The organism is Pseudomonas marginalis (assembly GCF_024169655.1).
In the GTDB taxonomy this organism is placed as follows: domain Bacteria; phylum Pseudomonadota; class Gammaproteobacteria; order Pseudomonadales; family Pseudomonadaceae; genus Aquipseudomonas; species Aquipseudomonas paraveronii.
Genome location: NZ_JALJWV010000001.1, coordinates 6,077,759 through 6,099,011, shown reverse-complemented (window position 1 = coordinate 6,099,011; position 21,253 = coordinate 6,077,759). Strand labels below are relative to the sequence as shown.

Annotated in this window: 16 protein-coding genes; 10 read left to right on the top strand and 6 right to left on the bottom strand. The window is 64.6% G+C overall.

The genetic code is table 11. The features are described 5' to 3' along the window. Position 1 precedes the first annotated feature (1 nt). The 10 genes from J2Y83_RS28275 (at position 2) to J2Y83_RS28230 (ending at position 14,230) form a co-directional block, all read left to right on the top strand. Complete coding sequence (locus J2Y83_RS28275; protein WP_253400138.1) at positions 2 to 1,291, top strand: DotU family type VI secretion system protein; 1,290 nt, start codon at positions 2 to 4, stop codon at positions 1,289 to 1,291. Then, entirely contained in the window at positions 1,288 to 4,788 is a 3,501-nt protein-coding gene (gene tssM, locus J2Y83_RS28270; protein ID WP_253400137.1) for a type VI secretion system membrane subunit TssM, read from the top strand. Before J2Y83_RS28275 ends, tssM begins: the two co-directional genes overlap by 4 nt. Further along, positions 4,785 to 5,438, top strand: coding sequence for a type VI secretion system-associated protein TagF (gene tagF / locus J2Y83_RS28265; protein ID WP_253400136.1), 654 nt, complete (start codon positions 4,785 to 4,787; stop codon positions 5,436 to 5,438). The genes tssM and tagF overlap by 4 nt, the downstream gene beginning before the upstream one ends. Beyond that, positions 5,439 to 6,158, top strand: a complete 720-nt coding sequence (locus J2Y83_RS28260) for a PP2C family protein-serine/threonine phosphatase (RefSeq protein WP_253400135.1) — start codon at positions 5,439 to 5,441, stop codon at positions 6,156 to 6,158. Beyond that, positions 6,155 to 9,124: a serine/threonine-protein kinase gene (locus tag J2Y83_RS28255; RefSeq protein WP_253400134.1), complete on the top strand. Its 2,970-nt coding sequence runs from the start codon at positions 6,155 to 6,157 to the stop codon at positions 9,122 to 9,124. Before J2Y83_RS28260 ends, J2Y83_RS28255 begins: the two co-directional genes overlap by 4 nt. Beyond that, positions 9,124 to 9,828 (top strand): ABC transporter ATP-binding protein, encoded by a 705-nt coding sequence (locus tag J2Y83_RS28250; protein ID WP_253400133.1) that lies wholly within the window; start codon positions 9,124 to 9,126, stop codon positions 9,826 to 9,828. The genes J2Y83_RS28255 and J2Y83_RS28250 overlap by 1 nt, the downstream gene beginning before the upstream one ends. Further along, positions 9,828 to 11,012, top strand: coding sequence for an FtsX-like permease family protein (locus tag J2Y83_RS28245; RefSeq protein WP_253400132.1), 1,185 nt, complete (start codon positions 9,828 to 9,830; stop codon positions 11,010 to 11,012). The genes J2Y83_RS28250 and J2Y83_RS28245 overlap by 1 nt, the downstream gene beginning before the upstream one ends. Further along, positions 11,005 to 12,717, top strand: coding sequence for a formylglycine-generating enzyme family protein (locus J2Y83_RS28240; RefSeq protein WP_253400131.1), 1,713 nt, complete (start codon positions 11,005 to 11,007; stop codon positions 12,715 to 12,717). Before J2Y83_RS28245 ends, J2Y83_RS28240 begins: the two co-directional genes overlap by 8 nt. A gap of 84 nt (positions 12,718 to 12,801) precedes the next feature. After that, positions 12,802 to 13,731: a type VI secretion system-associated lipoprotein TagQ gene (gene tagQ / locus J2Y83_RS28235; protein WP_253400130.1), complete on the top strand. Its 930-nt coding sequence runs from the start codon at positions 12,802 to 12,804 to the stop codon at positions 13,729 to 13,731. Positions 13,732 to 13,855: 124 nt separating this feature from the next. Beyond that, complete coding sequence (locus J2Y83_RS28230) at positions 13,856 to 14,230, top strand: helicase (RefSeq protein WP_253400129.1); 375 nt, start codon at positions 13,856 to 13,858, stop codon at positions 14,228 to 14,230. A gap of 108 nt (positions 14,231 to 14,338) precedes the next feature. Here J2Y83_RS28230 and J2Y83_RS28225 read toward each other — a convergent pair whose 3' ends face one another. The 6 genes from J2Y83_RS28225 to exbB all read right to left on the bottom strand — a co-directional run bounded on the left by J2Y83_RS28225 (position 14,339) and on the right by exbB (position 21,124). Next, positions 14,339 to 15,739 (bottom strand): aminoacyl-tRNA deacylase and HDOD domain-containing protein, encoded by a 1,401-nt coding sequence (locus J2Y83_RS28225; RefSeq protein ID WP_253400128.1) that lies wholly within the window; start codon positions 15,737 to 15,739, stop codon positions 14,339 to 14,341. A 77-nt stretch (positions 15,740 to 15,816) separates the two neighbouring features. Beyond that, the gene (gene recG / locus J2Y83_RS28220; protein ID WP_253400127.1) at positions 15,817 to 17,892 is read right to left on the bottom strand and encodes an ATP-dependent DNA helicase RecG; all 2,076 of its coding nucleotides are present in this window, start codon (positions 17,890 to 17,892) and stop codon (positions 15,817 to 15,819) included. A gap of 8 nt (positions 17,893 to 17,900) precedes the next feature. Further along, a complete protein-coding gene (locus J2Y83_RS28215; protein ID WP_247406180.1) occupies positions 17,901 to 18,821 on the bottom strand; it encodes a hydrogen peroxide-inducible genes activator in 921 nt (306 codons plus the stop codon). Positions 18,822 to 18,989: 168 nt separating this feature from the next. Continuing rightward, on the bottom strand, positions 18,990 to 19,739 hold the full coding sequence (locus J2Y83_RS28210) for a TonB family protein (RefSeq protein ID WP_253400126.1): 750 nt from the start codon (positions 19,737 to 19,739) through the stop codon (positions 18,990 to 18,992). Then, positions 19,736 to 20,161 carry a TonB system transport protein ExbD gene (gene exbD / locus J2Y83_RS28205; RefSeq protein ID WP_247408689.1) on the bottom strand — a complete coding sequence of 142 codons (426 nt, stop codon included), beginning with the start codon at positions 20,159 to 20,161 and terminating at the stop codon, positions 19,736 to 19,738. The genes J2Y83_RS28210 and exbD overlap by 4 nt, the downstream gene beginning before the upstream one ends. 6 nt (positions 20,162 to 20,167) lie before the next feature. After that, positions 20,168 to 21,124, bottom strand: coding sequence for a tonB-system energizer ExbB (gene exbB / locus J2Y83_RS28200; RefSeq protein WP_253400125.1), 957 nt, complete (start codon positions 21,122 to 21,124; stop codon positions 20,168 to 20,170). Positions 21,125 to 21,253 lie beyond the last annotated feature (129 nt).

Here is a 21,253-nt window from a genome sequence, read left to right as displayed (position 1 = left end):
GATGCACCCCAATGATGATGACCGCACCCAGTTCATGCCGCGCCCGGGTGGCCGGGAGCCTGCTCCTGCGCGTGCCGAACCGGCGCCGCTGTCGATGCCGGCCGCGCCGATCCTGACCGGCAAAAGCCAAGGCCTGAATCCGCTGGAAAGCGCCGCCGGCCCGCTGCTGGCGTTGCTGACACGCCTGCGCAACACCATCGCCCATCCGGCGCCGGCCAGTTTGCGTGCGCAGTTGCTGGCCTACCTGCGCCAGTTCGAAGAGCGCGCCGAAGCTGCTGGCGTGGCACGCAACGAAGTGCTGCTGGCGCGTTACGCCCTGTGTACCGCCCTGGATGAGGCCGTGTTGAGCACGCCGTGGGGCAGCACCAGCGATTGGGGCAAGCAGAGCCTGCTGATTACCGTCCACAACGAAGCCTGGGGCGGTGAAAAGGTCTTTCAGCTACTCGACCATTGCCTGCAAAGCCCACGCGAGCGCTTGTACCTGCTGGAGCTGTTGTACCTGTGCATGTGTCTGGGTTTCGAAGGTCGCTACCGCGTGATGAACGATGGGCGCAGCCAACTGGAAGCCCTGCGTGAACGCACCGCGGCGGCAATTCGCAGCGCGCGTGGCGAGCATGAGCGCGAACTGTCGCCGCACTGGCGCGGCGTGAGCGTGGTACGCGATCGCCTGGCGCAGTTCATGCCGCCGTGGATCGCCGTGGCTATCGGCCTGGCGTTGCTGCTGGCGTTGCTGTTCGGCCTGCGCCTGAAGCTGGCCGCGGACGCCGAGCCGGTGTTCAAGAATATCCATGCCCTGGGCGAGATCCCGGTGCAGGCCATCGACCGCCCCGTGGCGCAGCCGAAAGTGATCGAGCGCCCGCGCCTCGCCGGTTTTCTGGTGGAAGACATCAAGGCCGGTCGCGTCGCGGTGGAAGACAAGGTCGACCGTTCCGTCGTGACGATCCGCGGTGATGAGCTTTTTGCCTCGGCCAGCTCCAGCATCGTCGATGACTACCAGCCGTTGATGCTGCGCATCGCCGACGCGATCCGCAAGGTCAAGGGCCAGGTGCGCGTCACCGGGCACAGCGACAACCGCCCGATTGCCACGCTGCGCTTCCCGTCCAACTGGGCCTTGTCCGAAGCGCGGGCCAAGTCGGTGCTGGAGATCCTTGCGGCCAAGACCGGCCAGGGCGATCGCTTCAGTGCCGAGGGCCGAAGCGACACTGAGCCGGTGGCCACCAACGCCACCGCAGAAGGCCGTGCCCGCAATCGCCGGGTTGAAATCACCGTACTCGCGGAGGGCGTCGAGTGAAGGCGTTTTTCAGTTTCATGATTCGCTGGGTGATCCCGTTGCTGGGCCTGATCGCCCTGAGCCTGATCATCTGGTTTGTCGGGCCGTTGCTCGACGTACTGATGCCCGAAGGGCGGCGCTGGGCGCTGATCATCCTGGTGTTTGCGGTGTGGCTCGCCTACCGCGTGTTCCGCATCCTCCAGGCCCGCCACCAGGCCGCCGAAGTGATGCGCAGCCTGGCCGCGCAAACGCCGGCCGACCCCAACAGCGTCGCCACCGCCGAAGAACTCACCAGCCTGCGCCAGCGCATGGACGAAGCCCTGGCCCTGCTGAAAAAAGCCAAGCTCGGCGGTGACGAGCGGCGCAACCTCTACGAACTGCCGTGGTACGTGATCATCGGCCCGCCGGGTTCGGGCAAGACCACCGCGCTGGTCAATTCCGGGCTGCATTTCCCGCTGGCGGCCCAATTGGGTGCCGGTGCGGTGCGCGGCGTCGGCGGCACGCGCAACTGCGACTGGTGGTTTACCGACCAGGCCGTATTGCTCGACACCGCCGGCCGCTACACCACCCAGGACAGCAACTCCACGGTGGACAAAGCCGCCTGGCTGGGCTTCCTCGACCTGTTGAAAAAGCAGCGTTCGCGCCGCCCGATCGATGGCGCCTTTATCGCCATCAGCCTGTCGGACCTGCTGCTGGGCAGCGATGCCGAACGCGCTGCCCATGCGGCGGCGATCCGTCTGCGTATCCAGGAGCTGTACACCCAACTGGGCGTGCGCTTCCCGATCTACCTGATGCTGACCAAGCTCGACCTGGTGCCGGGCTTCATGGAGTTCTTCGACAACCTGAGCAAAGAAGAGCGCGCCCAGGTGTGGGGCATGACCTTTGCCCTGGACGACGGCAAGCAGGGCGACAGCCCGCTGGCCCACCTGCAAAGCGAATTCGCCGGCCTCGAACAGCGCCTCAACGAACGCCTGGTCGAACGCTTGCAACAGGAGCGCGACCCGGCGCGGCGCGACCTGATCTACGGCTTCCCGCAGCAGTTCGGCGCGTTGAAGGATTGTCTGCAAGGTTTCCTCGAAGGCGTGTTCAAACCCAACGCCTTTGAAGAGCGCGTATTGCTGCGCGGCGTGTACTTCACCAGCGGCACCCAGGAAGGTAGCCCGATCGATCGCTTGATCGGCGCGATGGCCCAGAGCATGAACCTGGACCGTCAGCACCTGGCGCGCCAGAGCGGCAGCGGGCGCAGTTACTTCATCGAAAAACTGTTCAGCGCGGTAGCCTTTGCCGAGCGCGGGCTGGTGGGCGTCAACCCGCAGGTCGAACGGCGGCGCAAATGGATCGCGCGCGGTGTGCTCGCGGCCACCGTGGCGCTGGTGATCGGGGTCAGCAGCCTGTGGTGGGTCAGTTATCGCGCCAACCAGGCATATATCGCCCAGGTCGACCAGAAGGTCGCGCCCCTGGGCCAGGCCGTACAGAACCTCAGCCCGGCACAGCGCGAAGTGCTCGCCGTGCTGCCGTTGCTCAACGCGGTGAAACACCTTGCCGGTGATTCGCCAAGTTGGTCCGAGGGCCTGGGCCTGTATCAAGGCGATATGCTCGAAGCCGAATCCGCCAGCGTCTATCGCAAGCTGTTGATCGCCGTCTTCGCGCCACGCCTGGTGACGCGCATCGAGGAGCAACTGCACGGCGGCGGCAATTCCGACTTCCTCTACGAAGGCCTCAAGGCCTACCTGATGCTCGCCGACACCGAGCATTACGACCCGGACTTCATCAAAGCCTGGATCGCCCTCGACTGGGACCGCAACCTGCCGCGCGATTTGCCGGCTGATCAGCGCCAGGCGCTGGCCGAACACATGCAGGCGTTGTTCGAACGCCACCCGCCGAGCGCACGCCTCGATCCGCGCTTGATCGACGACCTGCGTCGGCAGTTGCAACAACTGCCGGTGGCCCAGCGCGTGTATGACCGGGTCAAACGCCAGAAACTGCCCGACGGCATTCCAGACTTCCGCCTCAACGAAGCCGCCGGCCGCGACGCCGCCTTGGTGTTCAGCCGCAAAAGCGGCAAGCCGTTGGGCGAGCCGCTGAGTGGTTTCTTCACCGCCAAAGGCTATCGCCAGGCGTTCCTGCTGAGCAGCCTGAACCAGACCGGCACCCTGGCCGAAGAGCAATGGGTGCTTGGCCAGGAACAGGCCGACCAGCAGAACGTGGTCAGCCTGGCTGCCGACGTGCGCCGCCTGTACTTCCAGGACTATCAGCGTCAGTGGGATGCGTTGCTCGCCGACATCGACTTTGTGCCGATCACCAGCGTGGCCCAGGCGGCGGACGTACTGCGAGTGATTTCCGGGCCGACTTCGCCGCTGAAAAAGCTGCTGGTGGCGGTGGCCAGGGAAACCGACTTGCAAGCGCAAGAGCGCCAGTTGGCGGCCAAGGGCGTGCCGGTTGAAGGCGGTGTGGACAAGCTCAAGGAGCGCCTGGGCAACCTGCTCGGCCAGGAGCAGCCCAGCGCGAATGCGCCGGCCGCGGCGGACGACCCGGTGACCGCGCACTTTGCCGAGCTCAACAGCATCGTCAGTAAGAACGAAGGCGAGCCGGCAGCCATCGACGGCCTGCTGGCCGACATGAACGCGCTGTATGTGCAAGTCAGCGCCATGGTCGGCGCCAGCGGCGATGCCTTGCTTGGCGAGGCGAAGAACCAGGCGGCGGCTGCAGCCACGCGGGTCAGCCTGAACGCCGAGCGCCAGCCGCCGCTGGTGCAGGGCATGGTCAAGTCGGTGGTCAACTCGACCACCAACAGCATGATGGGCGGCGTGCGTAACCAACTGAACGCGGCCTGGGTCAGCGAAGTGGTGAATGTGTATCGCCAGTCGCTGGCCGGGCGTTATCCGATGTCGCCGGGCAGCACCCGTGACGCCACGCTGGATGATTTTGGCCAGTTCTTCGGCGTGGGCGGGGTGATGGATAACTACTTCCGCAAATACCTGCAGCCCTACGTGGATACGTCCGCACAGACCTGGCGCTGGCAGCCGGGCGCGGCGCAGAAACTCGGGATTGCGCCGGGCGTGCTGCAAACCTTCCAGCGTGCCGCGACGATCCGTGACGCGTTCTTTCGCGCAGGCGGTACTCAGCCGATCGTGCGTTTCGAGCTCAAACCGGTGGCAATGGACGCCAGCATCACCCAGTTCCTGCTTGACCTCGACGGCCAGCAATTGAGCTACGACCACGGCCCGAGCCGCCCGGTGGCGATGCAGTGGCCGAACCCCGGCAGCATTGGTGTGGTGCGTATTTCGATCATGCCGCCGTCGGCCAGCGGCCGTTCTGGCGTGACCCTGGACGGCCCGTGGGCCTGGTTCCGCCTGCTCGAACAATCGGACCTCACGCCCGGCAATGCGCCGGACCGCTTCAGCCTGCGCCTGCGGGTCGACGGTGCGAGCATCGCCTACGAATTGCGCGCCAACAGCGCCTTCAACCCGTTCAAGAGCCGCGTGCTCAGTGGCTTCAGCCTGCCGGAGCGGTTATGACGACGCTGGGCTTCTACGGCAAGCTGGCCAGCCGCGGGGATTTTGTCAGCCGCGCCTTACCCCAGAGTTTTATCGGCCCGTGGGACAGCTGGCTGGCGGCGGGTTTGCTCGCCAGCCAACACAGCCTGGGTGCCGACTGGCTCAACGTGTACCTGGTCAGCCCGCTGTGGCGCTTTGTGCTCGCGCCCGGCGTGTGCGGGCCGAACGCGGCGGCAGGGGTGGTGATGCCGAGCATCGACCGGGTCGGGCGGTATTTCCCGCTGGCCGTGGTCGCGTTGCTCGATCACGACACCAACCCGGCGTCCCTGGTGGGTGGCCCGGACCGCTGGTTTGAAGAGGCCGAAGAGCTGCTGCTCAGCACCCTGGACGCCGGCGCCACCTTCGAACGCTTCAACGACGGCGTCGACAGCCTGGGCTTGCCGGCGACTGAACTGCGCGCGGTGGACCGCCGTTTCGCCGGGCTACAGCGGGTCGCCGCCACCGTGCCTCATGCACGCATGACCGCGCTCGCCGAACAGGCCTGCGACGGCGCCAGCCTGTGGTGGGGTCGTGGTTCGCAGACGATTTCCCCGGGTTTATTGCGGTGTCAGGGCTTGCCTGCCACCCGCGATTTTGCGCAGTTTTTGCTCGGACAAGAAGGTGTGATGTAGATGGGGTCGACGTACAAATCCGCGAGCAAAAGCCATGTGGGCATGGTTCGCCAGGTCAATGAAGACGCGTGCCTGGACCTGCCCGAGAATCGCCTGTGGGTGGTGGCCGACGGCATGGGCGGGCATGCCGCCGGGGATTTCGTCAGCAGCCTGATCGTCGACAGCCTGCGCAGTGTGCCGCTGGGGCGTTCCCTCGAGGAATACTCGGCGGCCTTGCGCAATGACCTGATCCGCGTCAACGCGGCCGTGCGTGAAGAAACCGCCAACCGTGGCGTGACCATGATGGGCAGCACCGTGGTGGTGTTCGCCGCACGCGGCTTGCGCGGCGTGTGCCTGTGGGCCGGCGACAGTCGCCTGTATCGCCTGCGCGACGGCGTGCTCGACCGCATCTCCCGCGACCACAGCTACGTGCAGGACCTGCAAGACAGCGGCCTGCTCAGCGAGGCTGATGCCCGTGTGCATCCGCGCGCCAACATCGTCACCCGTGCCATCGGCGTGGAAGCCCAACTGGAACTGGCGGTGGTCGACCTGCTGATCGCCCCTGGCGACAGCTACCTGCTGTGCAGCGATGGCCTGAACAAGACCGTCGAAGATCATGAGATCCGTGAAGTGCTCAACCATGACGCACCGGATGAAATCGTGCGCAGCCTGGTCCACCTGGGGCTTAACCGAGGCGCACCGGACAACATCACCGCCATCGTCGTGAAGGTATCGGCATGAACATCGTGATCCCGGGCTACGACATCGAAGGCGAGATCGGCGAAGGCGCCATGGCCAGCGTATACCTGGCGACCCAGCGCTCGCTGGAGCGCAAGGTCGCGCTAAAGGTGATGGCTGCAGCGCTGGCGGCGGACCCGAGTTTCTGCGAGCGTTTTTTGCGCGAGGGCAAGACCCTGGCGCGGCTGTCGCACCCGCATACGGTGACCATCCATGACATCGGCAATGTCGGCGAGCTGTATTACATGGCCATGGAATACCTGCCCAACGGCACGCTCAAGGAGCGCATCGCCGCCGGCCTCACGCCGGAGCAAGGCCTCACGCTGATCCGCCAGATCGCGTCGGCCCTGGGTTACGCCCATGCCCGAGGGCTGGTCCACCGTGACGTCAAGCCGGCGAACATTCTGTTCCGCGCCGATGGCACCGCCGTGCTGTCGGACTTCGGCATCGCCAAATCCCTGGACGACCGCACCCAGTTCACCCAGGCCGGTTTCGCCGTGGGCACGCCGAGCTACATGAGCCCGGAACAGGCGCGGGGCCAGGAAATCGATGGCCGTGCGGACCTGTATGCGCTGGGCGTGGTGCTTTACGAGATCCTCGTCGGCAAGTTGCCTTATAACGGCACCGATGCGCTCTCCACGGCCTTGGCCCACCTGACCGAGCCGCTGCCGGAGCTGCCGCTGCATCACGGGCGTTATCAAGAGGTGCTGCGCAAGCTGTTGGCCAAGGACCCGAATGAGCGTTTCCCGGATGCGGCGGCGTTGCTGCTGGCGCTGGATCAACTGCCGACCGAGTCGCCGGACGCCACGCTGGTGCGGCCGTTGCCGATTCCGCTGAGTTTCGATCTGGCCGGCATCACCCCGCAATCCATCGAGATACCGACGGACAAGCCGCAACCGGTGCGTCAGCCGGTGGTGCCGCCAACCCCACACCACACAGTGTCCGAGCAGCGCCGAGGGCCGGTGTTGGCGTTGGCCGCCGTGGCGATCGCCGTCGCGTTGGCGATCGGTGGCGCCAGTTACTGGTGGTTGAGCGGTAGCGATACGCCTGCCAAGCCGCTGGCGGCTGGAGCGCCCAAGGTCGCGCCGCCTGTCGTGGTCGCCGACGTGGACGGTGGTCAACGCCCCTTGCTGATGGCGGGCAAGAAAACCCTGTTCCAGCGCGTGCTCAGCAAGCCCGGCGCGAAACTCTCCAGCGCTGCCGGCAGCGCGCCAGGCAAAGCCCTGCCGGCGTTTTCCGTGCTCTACGTGTATCAGCGCAAGGACGTCGACGGCAGCCCGTGGGTGCGCGTCGGTGCCGCCACCGATGGGCGCAGCGACGGCTGGTTGCCGGCCGCCCAGGTCAGCGACTGGAAGCAAAGCCTGGTGCTCAAGTTCACCGAACGTTCCGGCCGGGCGCCGGTGATGTTCCTGCGTCAATCCGGCGACGTGGAAAAGCTGCTGGCCGATCCCGCCGCCGCCAAAGGCGTGCTGGCCAAGGCGCAGAACAACCGTGACGACAACGGTCAGGTCCTGGCCCTGGAACCGGCCGCCAGCGCCGTGCCGCAGAACCAGTTCTACCTGTTGCCGATCTTCGATTCCAAAGAGAGCTTCGACGAAAACGGCCAGCCGGTGCAGTTGCTCAACGTCGCGTCCATCGACCCCGGCAGCAGCGCGCTTGCCAAGCCTGCGACCCCGGTAATCAACGCCAACGCCGATGCCTTCCGTACCGCCGTGGTCTTGGTGGTCGACACCACCGTGTCGATGCAGCCGTATATCGACCAGATCCGCGATGTGGTCCACGAACTGCAAACCCGCATCGCCGAGCGTGGCGAGTTGGACAGCGTCAGTTTCGGCCTGGTGGGCTTTCGCAGCAGCATCGAGAAAACCCCGGGCCTGGAATACGTGGCCAAGACTCTGATTACCCTCGACCAGGGTCGCGACCCGCAGCGGTTCCTCGACCTGGCGCGTGAGGTCAGGGCGTCCAGCGTGTCCAGTCATTCTTTCAACGAGGACGCGTTTGCCGGAGTGATGCAGGCGGTGGAAGGCATGGACTGGTCTGGCTATGGCGGCCGTCTGATCCTGCTGGTCACCGACGCTGGCGCGCTGCGCAAGAACGACCCGTTCGCCGCCACCCAGATGAACGAAGCCGAAGTGCGCCAGGCGGCGCTGGGCAAGCAGATCAAGATCTACGCCCTGCACCTGCGCACCGATGCTGGCAAGAAAACCCATGGCGGCGCCGAAAGCCAGTACCGCATCCTCACCGCCGACGCCAACCCGCAGATCGGCGACCTGTACACGCCGGTGCCGGGTGGCGATGTACGCAAGCTGGGCGAGCGCGTCGATGAGATCGGCACGGTATTCGCCAACCTGGTGCATCAGGTGCGCAGTAACACGCCGCAGCCGGTGCCGTTGTTGAGTGCCGCGCCGAGCCTGGCGGATAAATCCGCCGCCATCGGCTACGCCATGCACATGGACTTCCTCGGGCGCAAAACTGCAAGCCAGGCGCCGCAGTTGGTCAGCGCCTGGACCGCCGACCGCGACCTGACCAACCCGGCGTTGCCGGCGTTCCAGGTGTGCGTGATGTTGAGCAAATTGCAGCTCAACGACTTGCAGCAGTCGCTGAAACTGATCGTCGACGCCGCCCGCAAAACCCAGACCTCGCCCAAAGACTTCTTCCAGGAAATCGCCAGCGCCTCGGCCTATATGAGCCGCGACCCGCAGGCCCTGCGCAAGGGCGGCAACCTGGCCGATGGCGGCATTCTCGGCGAATACCTGGAAGGCCTGCCGTACCGCAGCAAGTCGCTGAACATGACCCAGGATCTATGGCTGTCGTTGAGCGTGGCCGAGCAGGAAGACTTTATCGACGAGCTGGATTCGAAGATCCGCCTCTATGAAACCTTCCACAATGACCTGGCCAACTGGGTCCGTTTCGGCGCTGCCGAGCCGGGCGATGCGTTGTACCGCGTGCCCTTGTCGACGCTGCCGTAATGCTGAACCTGAACGCGGTCCACAAGAGCCGGGGCGTCGGTAGCCAGCGCTATAGCCTGGTGATTCCGGCGTTGCACCTGCGCGCGGGTGAGCAAGTGGCGATTGTCGGGCCGAGCGGGTGTGGCAAAAGCACCTTGCTCGACCTGCTGGCCCTGGTGCTCGCGCCGGATCAGGTGGACCGGTTTGAATTCAATCAGACCGACATCGGCGGCTTGTGGCGCGCCGATCGGCAGACCGCCTTGGCCGACCTGCGCAGCCGGCACCTCGGTTATGTGCTGCAAACCGGCGGTTTGCTGGGTTTTCTCGATGTGCGCAGCAATATCGCCTTGTCCCGGCAATTGCTGGGGTTAAAGGACGATGGCAGCGTGGCGCGCCTGGCCGAGCAATTGGAGATCAGCGATCAGTTGGCCAAGAAGCCGGCGGCGCTGTCGGTCGGCCAACGCCAGCGCGTGAGCTGCGCCCGCGCCCTGGCCCATGCGCCGCAATTGGTCTTGGCCGATGAGCCGACCGCGTCCCTCGACCCGCTTAACGCCGAACGGGTGATGCAGGCGCTGTTGGCCCGCGCTCGTGAACACCGCGCCGCTTGCGTGATCGCCACCCATGACGAACCCCTGGCCCGCGCCAGCGGCTTGCAGGTGCGCCGCATCGCTTGCCGCCGCGACAGCGACGGCGGCGTCACCGCCACCCTCGGGGAGGTGTGCTGATGCGCCTCGGCTTGGTGGCTTCCCTGGCTTGGCAGGATTACCGCAACGATGCGTGGCTGTCGGCCTGCTCGGTGCTGGCGCTGGTCGCCGTTATCGCGCCGTTGCTGGTGCTATTTGGCCTGAAATTCGGACTGGTCAGCAGTTTGACCGAGCGCCTGGAGACCGACCCCGCCACCCGCGAAATTATTCCGTTGGGCGGTGGTCGATTCAGCCGCGCCTTTGTCGAGCAGTTGGGCCAGCGCGGCGACGTGGCGTTCGCCATCCCGCGCACGCGGCAGATCGCGGCGACCGCGCAGGTGGGCACATTGACCCTGGAAATGCTGCCGACCGCGCCGGGTGATCCGCTGCTCAAAGGTTTGCCGATGCCCCAGGGCCTGGAGCAGATCGTGCTGAGCCACACCGCCGCCGAGAAGCTCGCGGCGCGGCCGGGGGATTGGCTGGAAACCAGTTTTGCGCGTCAAGTCGCGGGGCGCGTCGAAGCCCGGCGTACACGCTTGCAGGTGCTCGCGGTACTGCCGCTGGAGGCTTTCGCCCGCGACGGTCTGTTTGCCCAATTGAGCCTGCTGGAAGCGGTGGAAGACTACCGCGATGGCCGCGCCGTCGCGGCGCTGGGCTGGGACGGCGACGCGGTCGGCGTGGGCGAGCAGCGGGTGTATCCGGCGTTTCGCCTGTATGCGCGCAACCTCACCGATGTGGAGCCGCTGCGGGTGTATTTCGCCGGACAGAATCTGTTGGTGTCGACTCAGGCATTGAGCATCGCCCAGGTGCAGTCGTTGAGCCGCAACCTGTCGATCGTGTTCTGGATCATCGCCGGGTTGGCCTTGGCCGGGGCGTTCGCGGCGATCTTCGCCGGGGCGCTGGCCGCCGTGGCGCGCAAGCGCAGGGAGTTGTCGGTGTTGCGCCTGTTGGGCTTTTCCACCGCCGCGCTGTTGCGCTTTGTGGTGCTGCAGGCGCTCTACAGCGCTGGCTTGGCTGCTGTGTTCAGTGCGGGTCTGTATGGCCTGGCCGAGGCGGGGTTGAATCAATTATTCGTGCAGGTGCCGGGTGAACACGCCAGCCACCTGTTGGTGCGTCATTACGGCCTGGCCCTGCTTGCTGTGCTCGGCGTCAGCGCCGTGGCGGCGGCCTGTGGCGGTTGGCGCGTGGCGCGTATCCAGGCTTCTGAAGGAATCCGAGATGTATAAGTTACTGGGCGCCGCCCTGGCGCTGAGCCTGGCCTCACTGGCCTGGGCCGATGAAGCCAGCGATAAGCTCGACAACCCCAAACCGTTGCCGGGCGACGTCAGCCTGCCGCTGCCGTGCGAAGGCAACCTGCTGTTCCGCTACGTCTATGTGCTGGCCCAAGGCACATTGGACGACCGCGAGATCAGCCTCGGCTACCCGTTTGCCGAAGGCGAGGCGGGCTATCAGCAGTCGTTTATTTCCGGCTATCGCCGCGACTTCATCAACGGCCAGTTCAGCCTCAAGGACCTGCCCAAAGACTGGAATAAAGTCATCGCGCCCTTGATGCCGAAGACCGACGCCAAGACCCCGCTCAAGCCGATGCTGTACTTCATCGGCAAGTACGAAGTGACCGCGCGTCAATACGCCCAGGTGATGTCCCAGGCGCAATCGCTGGCCAGTGGCGAACCGGCGCCCGCGTGCGATGCGCCCAGCGGCATGGCCGGGCGTTTGCCCAAGGTCAAGCTGTCGCGCTTTGAAGCCGAGCGCTTCTCTGCGGTGTACAGCGCCTGGCTGATGAAATACCACCGCGAGTTGCTGCCGGTCAGCGGGCGCGGCGCTTCTGCCGACGACGGCGGCCTCGGTTTTGTGCGCCTGCCCACCGAAGTGGAATGGGAATTCGCCGCGCGCGGGGGGCAGGCCGTGAGTCGCCAGGACCTGGAAGGGCGCCTGTTCCCCCGGCGTATCGAGGGCAGTGAAAGCGACGGCCCGCTGGCGGATTGGGCGGTGTTCAACCAGGTCGCCGGCGGCACCGGCCAGGCCGCACGACTGATGCCCATCGGCACCAAATTGCCCAACCCGATCGGTATGTTCGATGTGATCGGCAACGCGGCGGAAATGGTCCAGGAATCCTTCCAACTGGTGCATGCCGGGCGTCGCCAGGGCGCCTACGGCGGCTTTGTGGTCAAGGGCGGCAATTACCTGGAAGGCGAGGGCACGCTGTTCACTGGCATGCGCCGTGAGTACCCGTTGTTCGCCGCCGACGGCACCGAGCAAAGCAACGAGACCACCGGTTTTCGCGTGGCGATTGGCGCGCTGTCGGCACCGCGTTCGCGCTACAAGGAGCTGTTCGCGCAGTGGCAGAAAGAGGGCCGCCTGGCCTCGCTGACCGATGCCATCGATGACGCCCAGGACCCGACCAAGCGCCTGGACAGCATCATCGCCGCCAGCGTCGACCCACGGCTGCAAGCCGAGCTGGGGCTGGTCAACGAAGAGCTCAAGCGCAACGTCTCGCTGATCGCCCAGCAACGCGAAGAAGCGGCGGGCAACCTGATTCAGTCGGCGGCGTTGGTGGCCGAGACCATCAACAACTACAACATCCGCCTGATCAACCTGCAAAAGAGTCGCCAGCAGGCCGTGGATGCCAAGGACGAGGCCAGCGCGCAGTTGTTTGCCACGGCCATCGCCAACGGGCGCAGTGCGCTCGACGGTGCGGTGGCGATCTATATCGACAACCTGGCCACCGGCACGCGCTACACCGATGCGGTGATCCAGGCGCAGTTTCAACGGATCAAGGAAGAGTTGGATCGCAAGCCAGTGCTCGGCAAAAGCCTGGTGACGCGCGCGACACTGTTCGTTCGCCATGTCGGCGACTACCGCAAGCAACAGCGGGCCGACCCGGCAACGATCTTGAAGGAATTGCTCGCAGCCAGCGGTCAGCGGTCTTGACCGTTGGCTTGCGGGCGAGCTTGGAAGGGACTCAGGCGGCGGTGGGCCGTGCTGGGCAAGTCAAACTTAAAAGAGAACACATCTATGCTTTTTTCCCGTAAGGCGGTTTCCAAGCGTCACCTGCTGCTGATCGCAGCCGGTTTCAGCACCGTGTTGACTGGTTGCGCCACGTCGCCGGCCTCCAAGGTCGCGTCGAGCACCAAGGTCGAGTACTACCCGAACTGCTACGAGCCGGTGCAGCACCTGCGCACGACCGATTCGAACATGACCAAGTCGGTCGTCACCGGCGCGGCCATCGGCGCTGCCGGCGGTGCATTGCTCGGCGCCCTGACCGGCGACTCCGAGAAGCGCGGCCGTAACGCAGCGATTGGTGCTGCGGGCGGCGCCCTGGTCGGCGGCGCGGCGGGTTACTACACCGAGCGTCAGAAGCAGGTCGCCGATGACAACCAGCGCATTGCGTCCTACGCGGCTGATGTGAACAAAAGCGCCTCCGACATCGATCGCAGCACCGCCTACGCCAAGGCCTCCCAGCAGTGCTACCAGAGCGCGTTCACCAAGCTGGTGGCCGACCGTAAAGCCAAGACCGTCAACGACACCGAAGGCCGCAAGCGCCTGGCGGAAATCGTTTCCGGCCTGAAGGAATCCAATGACCTGATCGTTGCGGTCAATGGCAAAGCCAGTGAAGACCTGAACAACTACACCCAGGCTTACGAGAAAGACCTGCAACAGGTTGGCGTGCAGCGCAACGACGTGGTCACCGTGGCGACAGCGGATGCCACTCCGGCGGTCGTACCGGCCAAGAAAGGCAAATCGACCAGCAAAGTCGTGACCAAGCGTCCGCCGCTGCCTGTGGTGCCGAAAGAAGCGGTCGCCACCGAAAAAACCTTCCAGACTGCCCAGACCAAGCAAGCTGAAAGCAAGCAGGTCGCCAGCGCCGGTAAAGCGCAGATCGAAGGCACTTGCCGCGATCCAAACCTGGCCGACTGGGCACCGGTACCTTGCCCGAACGTATAAGCAAGTTGTTGCTATAAGCGTTAAACGCCAACCGATCTCCGGCTAAAGCGCGAGGTCGGTGGCGTTCTTTCGGCAAATTGTTACACTGCTGCGGCCACTCAATAATTACACCGAGGCCGTGTGCATGAAATTTCGTTTTCTCCTCTGGGTACTGGGCCTGATGATGGGCAAAGCCAGTCGCACCAACCCTGCGTTCCAGCAGCAGTTGGGTGACAAAGACCTGGCGTTCCAGTTGCAGACCCTCGACGGCAAGGTTGCCCGTCATTTCATCGTCAAAGACCAGCGCATCACCAGCCGTTCGGGTGTTCACCCCGCGCCGGCCTTCGCCATTGCCTTTAAAGATGCCGCCTACGGCTTCGCCACGATGCAGGCGAATAACAAGCAACTGGCGTTCATGACGGGGATTCAGGACAAGTCGATTCAGATCAAGGGCAACCCGGCGCTGGTGATCTGGTTCCAGGGGTTGACCAAGTATTTGAAGCCGAAGAAAAAGAAGTAGATCGAGGTGGATTCATCGGGGGCAAGCCCCCTCCCACACTTGAGCGTGTTCGCAGATCAAAATGTGGGAGGGGGCTTGCCCCCGATAGCGATCTAACAAGCTACCGATTCAGCCCTGGCTGAACTGCGAGGCCAATTCGCGCAACAGCACCTCGGCATCCAGCACCTTGGCCACGACTTCTTCAGCCTTGTCACGGCTCAAGCCCAAACGTTCAAGCAACTCGTCGGGGATGGTTTCATCCGGCCCGGACCCGATGCCTCGGCTGCGCAGCAGGCGCACGGCCAGGCACACCAGATTCGGGTACTCGGCGTATTGGCCGTCGTAGAACGGGTCGTGCTGGAAGCGCAGGGCGGTGGACAGTTCGTCCGGCATGTCCCAGTAGCGCATCAACCAGGCACCGATCTGCTCGCGGCTGATCCCCAACAAGTGTTGCTCCACAAAGCTGTGGCACAGGTGCGGGTTGACCTCCAGGTGTCGGCAGATCAGCGAGAAGTGCGGCGGGAATACGTGGGCCAGCAGCAGATAACCAAAGTTGTGCAGCAGGCCGGCCAGGTAGGTCAGGCCGGCTTCCGGGCGTTGCGCGCGCGGCATCGCGCGGGTCAGGCCTTCGATGACGGCGGCGGTGTAGATCGACTGGTGCCAGTACGGTGTGGCGTGGTGCGGATGGTCCTTGGGCAGACTCAGGGTTTTGCCCAGGGCCAGGCCCAGCGCCAGGTTGATCACCAGGTCGAAGCCCAGCACACGCACGATCGCGTCTTCCACCGAGCGGATTTTGCCCGGCGAGGCGTAATAGGGCGAGGCGGCCCAGCTGACCACTTGGGCGGCCAGCGACGGGTCGGTTTCGACCACGCTGGTGATGTCTTCGATGGTGGCGTTGGGGTCGACGCGCAGTTTGATGATCTTCTGCGCGGTGTCGGCCAGCGGCGGAATCTCGATGGTCGCTTCCAGGCGCTGTTGGATGCGTCGGGCGGTAAACGCCTGCATGGCCTGGGAGATCTCCTCGCGGTCATCATTGGGCCGGTCGAGGTTGGGACGGATGTTGCTCAGCGGCTCGCCGAATTGCGCGGCGCTGGCCTTGGTCAGCATGGTCTTGAAGTCGACGCTGGCGATCTCCAGCAGCAAACCGGCTTCGCCCGAGTGAACCAGCAGGCTCGGCTCATCCAGCAGGCTGCCTTCATACAGGCAAGGTGAACTGGTCAGCGCCGGCAGGCCGGGCAGCAGGCTCAGGTCGTGCTTGCCCAGCATGCGTTCGATACGCTCCGGTGACACCGACGTCAGGCGGCGGCCGGTGAGTTCGGTGAGGCGGTTGAGGTCGAGCAACTGGCTTTGAGGGAACAGCACCATAAGTGCGCCCACCGCATCCTCCAGCAGCACCGCCTGGACCTTTCGCGCAGGGTTCAGGCCCGGATGTTCGGCGACTTCCGTGTAGCTGATGGAGAGCTTCGCGAGCAGCGCCCGAATAACCGCTGGTGCGGTCAGCGGTGCGGTGGTGTGGGCAGCTTCTGACATGGCCTGATCCAATTTCGTACAGTCTTCGGAGTATAACCAGCTTGATACATATGTTGGTCGGATAAGTGAAACAGGCGTCACACTTGGCCGTATTGCTGCCCATGCCGGAGCCATCGGTCCAGCAGCGGGCTGACGTGATCCGGCCAGCGCTCGAGCAAGGCTTGGGCCGCGTCGCGCACCGCCGGCAGCAGGTCGGCGTCGCGCATCAGGTCGGCGACCTTGAATTGCAACAGGCCGGTTTGGCGGGTGCCGAGCATTTCGCCGGGGCCGCGCAGTTCGAGGTCTTTTTCGGCGATGACAAAGCCGTCATTTGTTTCACGCATGATACTTAAGCGTTGACGACCGACCTGTGACAGCGGCGGGTGATACAGCAACACGCAGTGACTGGCCGCGCTGCCCCGGCCGACGCGGCCGCGCAACTGGTGCAGTTGCGCCAGGCCCAGGCGCTCGGGGTTTTCGATGATCATCAGGCTGGCGTTGGGCACGTCCACCCCGACCTCGATCACCGTGGTGGCCACCAGCAATTGCAGGTTACCGGCCTTGAACTCAGCCATCACCGCAGCTTTTTCCGCTGGCTTCATGCGCCCGTGGATCAGCCCGACCTTGAGTTCGCCCAAGGCGCTGGTGAGGTCTTCGTAAGTGGTCTCGGCGGCCTGGCAGGTCAGCTCTTCGGACTCTTCAATCAGTGTGCATACCCAATACGCCTGACGGCCTTCGGCACAGGCGCCGCGTACCCGCTCGATCACTTCCACGCGCCGCGTGTCGGTGACCAGCACGGTATTGACCGGGGTGCGGCCGGGCGGCAGTTCGTCGAGGATCGAGGTGTCGAGGTCGGCGTAGGCGCTCATGGCCAGGGTGCGCGGGATCGGTGTGGCGGTCATGATCAATTGGTGCGGGCTCATGCGTCCGCCCACGCCTTTCTGGCGCAGGGCCAGGCGCTGTTGCACGCCGAAGCGGTGCTGTTCGTCGATGATCACCAGCGCGAGGTTTTTGAACTGCACTTCGTCCTGGAACAGCGCGTGGGTGCCCACCACCATCGGGGCGCCGGCGGCGATCTGTTCCAGCGCCGTTGCGCGGTGCTTGCCTTTGAGTTTGCCCGCCAGCCACGCGACTTCCAGGCCCAGCGGTTCGAGCCAGCGCTTGAAGGTGATGAAGTGCTGCTCGGCGAGAATCTCGGTAGGTGCCATCAGCGCCACCTGGTAACCGGCTTCCAGCGCCTGCAAGGCGGCGAGGGCGGCGACCACGGTCTTGCCCGCGCCGACGTCGCCCTGGATCAGGCGCAGCATCGGTTCCGGTTGGCTGAGGTCGTAGGCGATTTCATTGCCCACGCGTTGCTGGGCACCGGTCGGCGCAAAGCCGAGGTTCGCCAGGTACTGTGCGGGCAGGCGCGTGGCCTTGGGCATCGCCGGTGCGCGCAGGGAACGCATGCTCTCGCGCAGGCGTTGCTGGGACAGTTGGTGGGTCAGCAGTTCTTCGAAGGCCAGGCGATGCTGGGCCCAGTGATGGCCGAGGGCCAGTTCGTCGACATCGGCGTCGGCCGGCGGGTGATGCAGGTAGCGGATCGCATCGTCCAGCGGCGCCAGTTGATAGTCGCGGGCCAGCTCCACGGGCAGCCAGTCGGGCAGGCTTTTCGGGCCGAGCATGCTCAGGGTCTGCTGGCACAGTTGGCGCAGGCGCTGTTGGGTGAGGCCTTCGGTCAGCGGGTAGATCGGCGTCAGGGTGGTGTCGACTGGCGGCGGCTCGTCGCCGGTAATGGCGCGGTATTCCGGGTGGTAGATTTCCAGGCCGGAGGCGCCGGGGCGTGCTTCGCCATAGCAACGCACGCGGGTGCCGCGCTTGAGGCCTTCCTTCTGCGCGTTGCTGAAATGATAGAAGCGCAGGCTCAGGCCACCGGTGCCGTCCTGCAAGCGCACGACTAAACTGCGGCGCTTGCCCATCACCACGTCGGCGCCGCTGACGGTGCCTTCGATTACCGCGTCTTGCCCTGGACGTAAATGGCCGATGGGCACCACGCGGGTGCGGTCCTGGTAGCGCAGGGGCAGGTGGAACAGCACATCCTGAAGGTTCTCCAGGCCGACCTTGGCCAACTTCTCGGCCATGGCTTCGCCGACACCCTTGAGCGCCGTCACCGACACCTGCGACAGCTCAGTCATACTGCGGCTTAGCTCGCAGCAGGCGGCTTGGCCACCGAACACAGGCGGATCGAGTCGGCCAGGATCTCAATGGCTTTGGGTCGTGGGAAGCTGGCGCGCCAGGCGATCGCCACGGTACGGAACGGCACCGGCGGCGTGAGTGGGCGTACTGCGATCACGCCTGGGGCGTAGTGATGGCTGTCCACCGCCGACAGCGGCAGGATCGAGATGCCCAGGCCGGAGGCGACCATGTGGCGAATGGTTTCCAGGGAGCTGGATTCGACGGTGGTGTGTTTGGCGCCGTCGTGGCCCTTGGTCAGGGTCGGGCAGGCTTCCAGCACCTGGTCGCGGAAGCAGTGGCCTTCACCGAGCAGCAGCAGGCTCTTGTCATTGAGCAGGCCGGCGTCGATGGTGTCTTTCTGTGTCCACGGGTGCGAGGCCGGCATCAGTACGTAGAACGGCTCGTCGTAGAGCGGCAGGGTCAGCACGTCGGCCTCGTTGAACGGCAGCGCAATGATGATCGCGTCCAGCTCGCCGTTGCGCAGTTTGTCGCGCAGCACGTGGGTGAAGTTCTCTTCGATATACAGCGGCATCTGCGGCGCGACGCGGTGCAGTTGCGGAATCAGGTGCGGGAACAGGTACGGGCCGACGGTGTAGATGGCCCCGACTTTCAGCGGCGCGGTCAGCTGGTTTTTGCCGGCCTGGGCCAGTTCACGAATGCTTTGGGCTTGCTCCAGAACCTTTTGGGCCTGGGCAACGATGCCTTCACCGACCGGCGTCAGGCGCACGGCGCTTTTGCTGCGCTCGAAAATCAGCACACCGAGTTCGTCTTCAAGTTTTTTCACACCCACCGACAGCGTCGGCTGGCTGACGTGGCAACGCTCGGCCGCGTGGCCGAAGTGTTGTTCTTGGGCGAGGGTCACGATGTAGCGTAATTCTGTAAGAGTCATAGCGGGCGTCCATGAGGTTGCGAGCCAAGCATACCGACTGCAATCGATAGACGCACGTTATCAGAACTTTGATAAGGATTGAGCGGGGAATGTGCGAGATTTTGCTGAAGCGATAAAACCCAATGTGGGAGGGAGCAAGCCCCCTCTCACACAGCCCTGCGCGTGCCTTTAGCGGCGACGCTTCTCGATGTTGTAAACGAACGGCGCGACGATCTCAATGCTGCCGCTTTTTACCATGTCGGCCGGTGGCTTGGGCAATGGCTGGGCATTACGGATCATATCCAGGGTGGCGCGGTCCAGGTTGGCGTTGCCGGAGCGGCCCACCAGCTCGTAGGACAGCACATTGCCCTGTGCATCGACCACGAAGCGCAAGCGATTCATGCCTTCCTTGCCACTGTTCAGAGCGCTTTGCGGGTACTTTTTGTACTTCTGCAGGTGCGCCAGCAGGGCGCCTTCCCAGGAGGCTTTGGCGGCGACCTGTTGCGGCGACGGACCCGGTGCGGGCTGGGCCGATTTTTCCGCTGGCGTGTTGGTCGGCGGCGTGTCGCTCGGTGGCGCTTCGGAAGGTTTCTCCTTGGGCGGTTCGGGCTTCTTCTCCACCGGCTTGGGCGGCTGAGGTTTGGGCTTGGGTTTGACCGGCTTGGGCACCTGGATCGTCGGCTTGGGCGCCTCGGCCAGTTTCGGCAGCGGCAGCTCTTCCACCGGGGCCGGCGGCTGCGGCGGTGTAATGACTTTGGGCGGTGCCGCTGGCGGCGGTGCGGGCATCGGCGCCAGGTCAATGACCATGGCCGCCGGTGGCAGCTGGACCGTGCGCGGCGCTGACCAGTGGAGCGCGATGGCGATCGCGATGGCATGCACGCCCAGCACGACGGCGAGGCTGGTGCCATAACGCGTCAGTTTGTGGCGCGTCGTGATCATTTCTTGGCTGCCGTCTCAAGTCCGACCAGGCCGACCTTGAGGTAGCCGGCTGCCCGCAGGGCATCCATCACGCTCATCAGATCGCCGTAGTCCACGCCCTTATCGGCCTGGAAGAAGATCGTCGTGTCTTTCTTGCCGTGGGTCTTGGCGTCGAGCACCGGCCCCAGGGTTTCGGTTTTGACTTCTTCTTCGCCCAGGAACAGGCGCTGGTCCGCCTTGACGCTGAGGAAAATCGGTTTCTCCGGCCGCGGCGCAGGCTTGGCGCTGGACGCGGGCAGGTCGACCTTGATATCCACGGTGGCCAACGGTGCCGCCACCATGAAGATGATCAGCAGCACCAGCATCACGTCGATAAACGGCGTGACGTTGATTTCGTGGTTCTCGACGAGTTCGTCGTCGCCTTGATTCAAATGCAGGCCCATGGCCGATTACCCCACTTTCACCATGTGCGGTTGCGAGCTGCGCTCGGTAGGCAGGTGATCGAGGTCGCGGCTGACCAGCAGCAAGACTTCTGCCGACGCGTCCGATACCTGGGCCTTGTAGCCGGCAATCGAACGGGCGAAGACGTTGTAGATCACCACCGCAGGAATCGCGGCAACCAGGCCCAGGGCGGTCGCCAGCAGGGCTTCGGCGATGCCGGGAGCGACGACGGCGAGGTTGGTGGTCTGGGTTTTGGCGATGCCGATGAAGCTGTTCATGATGCCCCACACGGTGCCGAACAGGCCGACGAACGGCGCAGTGGAGCCGATGGTCGCCAGCACGCCGGTGCCGCTGCTCATGTTACGACCGCAGGCTGCCACCAGGCGCTCCAGACGGAACGCCACGCGCTCCTTGATACCTTCTTTTTCGCGGGTGTTGGCCGACAGGCGCATTTCTTCCAGCGCGTCGTGTACCAGCGTATTGGCCAGGGTGCCCTTCTTGGTCGCGCTCTCGCTCGCTTCCCTGAGGGTGGTGGCCTTTTTCAGGTGGACGATTTCGCCGCGCAGGCGGCGCTTGGCGCCCAGCAGCTCGAAGCCTTTGGCGATCCAGATGGTCCAAGTGATGATCGAGGCGATGGCCAGGCCGATCATCACGGCTTTCACCACCACGTCGGCGTTTTGGTACATGCCCCACGGCGACAGGTCGTGGGCCATGCCGAGGGTGTTGTTCTCTTCCAGCACTACGCCGGGTTCGTCGGCGGTGGCCGGCGCTGCAGCCTGGGCCGGCGCTGCGGCGGGGGCGGCAGCATTTTGTTCGGCAGCAACTGGAGCAGCCGGTGCGGTGGCATCAGCGAATGCGGCGGTCGGTGCCAGCAGTACGCTGAACAGCAACGCAGCAATCGCGCGCCAGGCGCGAGACGGACTGTGAAGCCTGGTTGGCGAAGCGGGGTTTGTATGACGTGTCATGCTGGCCGGACCTAAGAGAAAAAAATGAGTGATCGTCCTTCCAGACCCTATGAGGTCGAGGACAAATGGGTCGTTATTATTGCAAGTAATTCTTGTTAACAGAAGCAATGCAGTAACTTTATTTGCCCT

Excerpts from the sequence above, each read along its gene's own strand:
- J2Y83_RS28275 (WP_253400138.1), top strand. The coding sequence starts at position 2 with ATGCACCCCAATGATGATGACCGCACCCAGTTCATGCCGCGCCCGGGT.
- tagF (WP_253400136.1), top strand. The coding sequence starts at position 4,785 with ATGACGACGCTGGGCTTCTACGGCAAGCTGGCCAGCCGCGGGGATTTT.
- J2Y83_RS28260 (WP_253400135.1), top strand. The coding sequence starts at position 5,439 with ATGGGGTCGACGTACAAATCCGCGAGCAAAAGCCATGTGGGCATGGTT.
- J2Y83_RS28255 (WP_253400134.1), top strand. The coding sequence starts at position 6,155 with ATGAACATCGTGATCCCGGGCTACGACATCGAAGGCGAGATCGGCGAA.
- J2Y83_RS28250 (WP_253400133.1), top strand. The coding sequence starts at position 9,124 with ATGCTGAACCTGAACGCGGTCCACAAGAGCCGGGGCGTCGGTAGCCAG.
- J2Y83_RS28245 (WP_253400132.1), top strand. The coding sequence starts at position 9,828 with ATGCGCCTCGGCTTGGTGGCTTCCCTGGCTTGGCAGGATTACCGCAAC.
- J2Y83_RS28240 (WP_253400131.1), top strand. The coding sequence starts at position 11,005 with ATGTATAAGTTACTGGGCGCCGCCCTGGCGCTGAGCCTGGCCTCACTG.
- tagQ (WP_253400130.1), top strand. The coding sequence starts at position 12,802 with ATGCTTTTTTCCCGTAAGGCGGTTTCCAAGCGTCACCTGCTGCTGATC.
- J2Y83_RS28230 (WP_253400129.1), top strand. The coding sequence starts at position 13,856 with ATGAAATTTCGTTTTCTCCTCTGGGTACTGGGCCTGATGATGGGCAAA.
- J2Y83_RS28225 (WP_253400128.1), bottom strand. The coding sequence starts at position 15,739 with ATGTCAGAAGCTGCCCACACCACCGCACCGCTGACCGCACCAGCGGTT.
- recG (WP_253400127.1), bottom strand. The coding sequence starts at position 17,892 with ATGACTGAGCTGTCGCAGGTGTCGGTGACGGCGCTCAAGGGTGTCGGC.
- J2Y83_RS28215 (WP_247406180.1), bottom strand. The coding sequence starts at position 18,821 with ATGACTCTTACAGAATTACGCTACATCGTGACCCTCGCCCAAGAACAA.
- J2Y83_RS28210 (WP_253400126.1), bottom strand. The coding sequence starts at position 19,739 with ATGATCACGACGCGCCACAAACTGACGCGTTATGGCACCAGCCTCGCC.
- exbD (WP_247408689.1), bottom strand. The coding sequence starts at position 20,161 with ATGGGCCTGCATTTGAATCAAGGCGACGACGAACTCGTCGAGAACCAC.
- exbB (WP_253400125.1), bottom strand. The coding sequence starts at position 21,124 with ATGACACGTCATACAAACCCCGCTTCGCCAACCAGGCTTCACAGTCCG.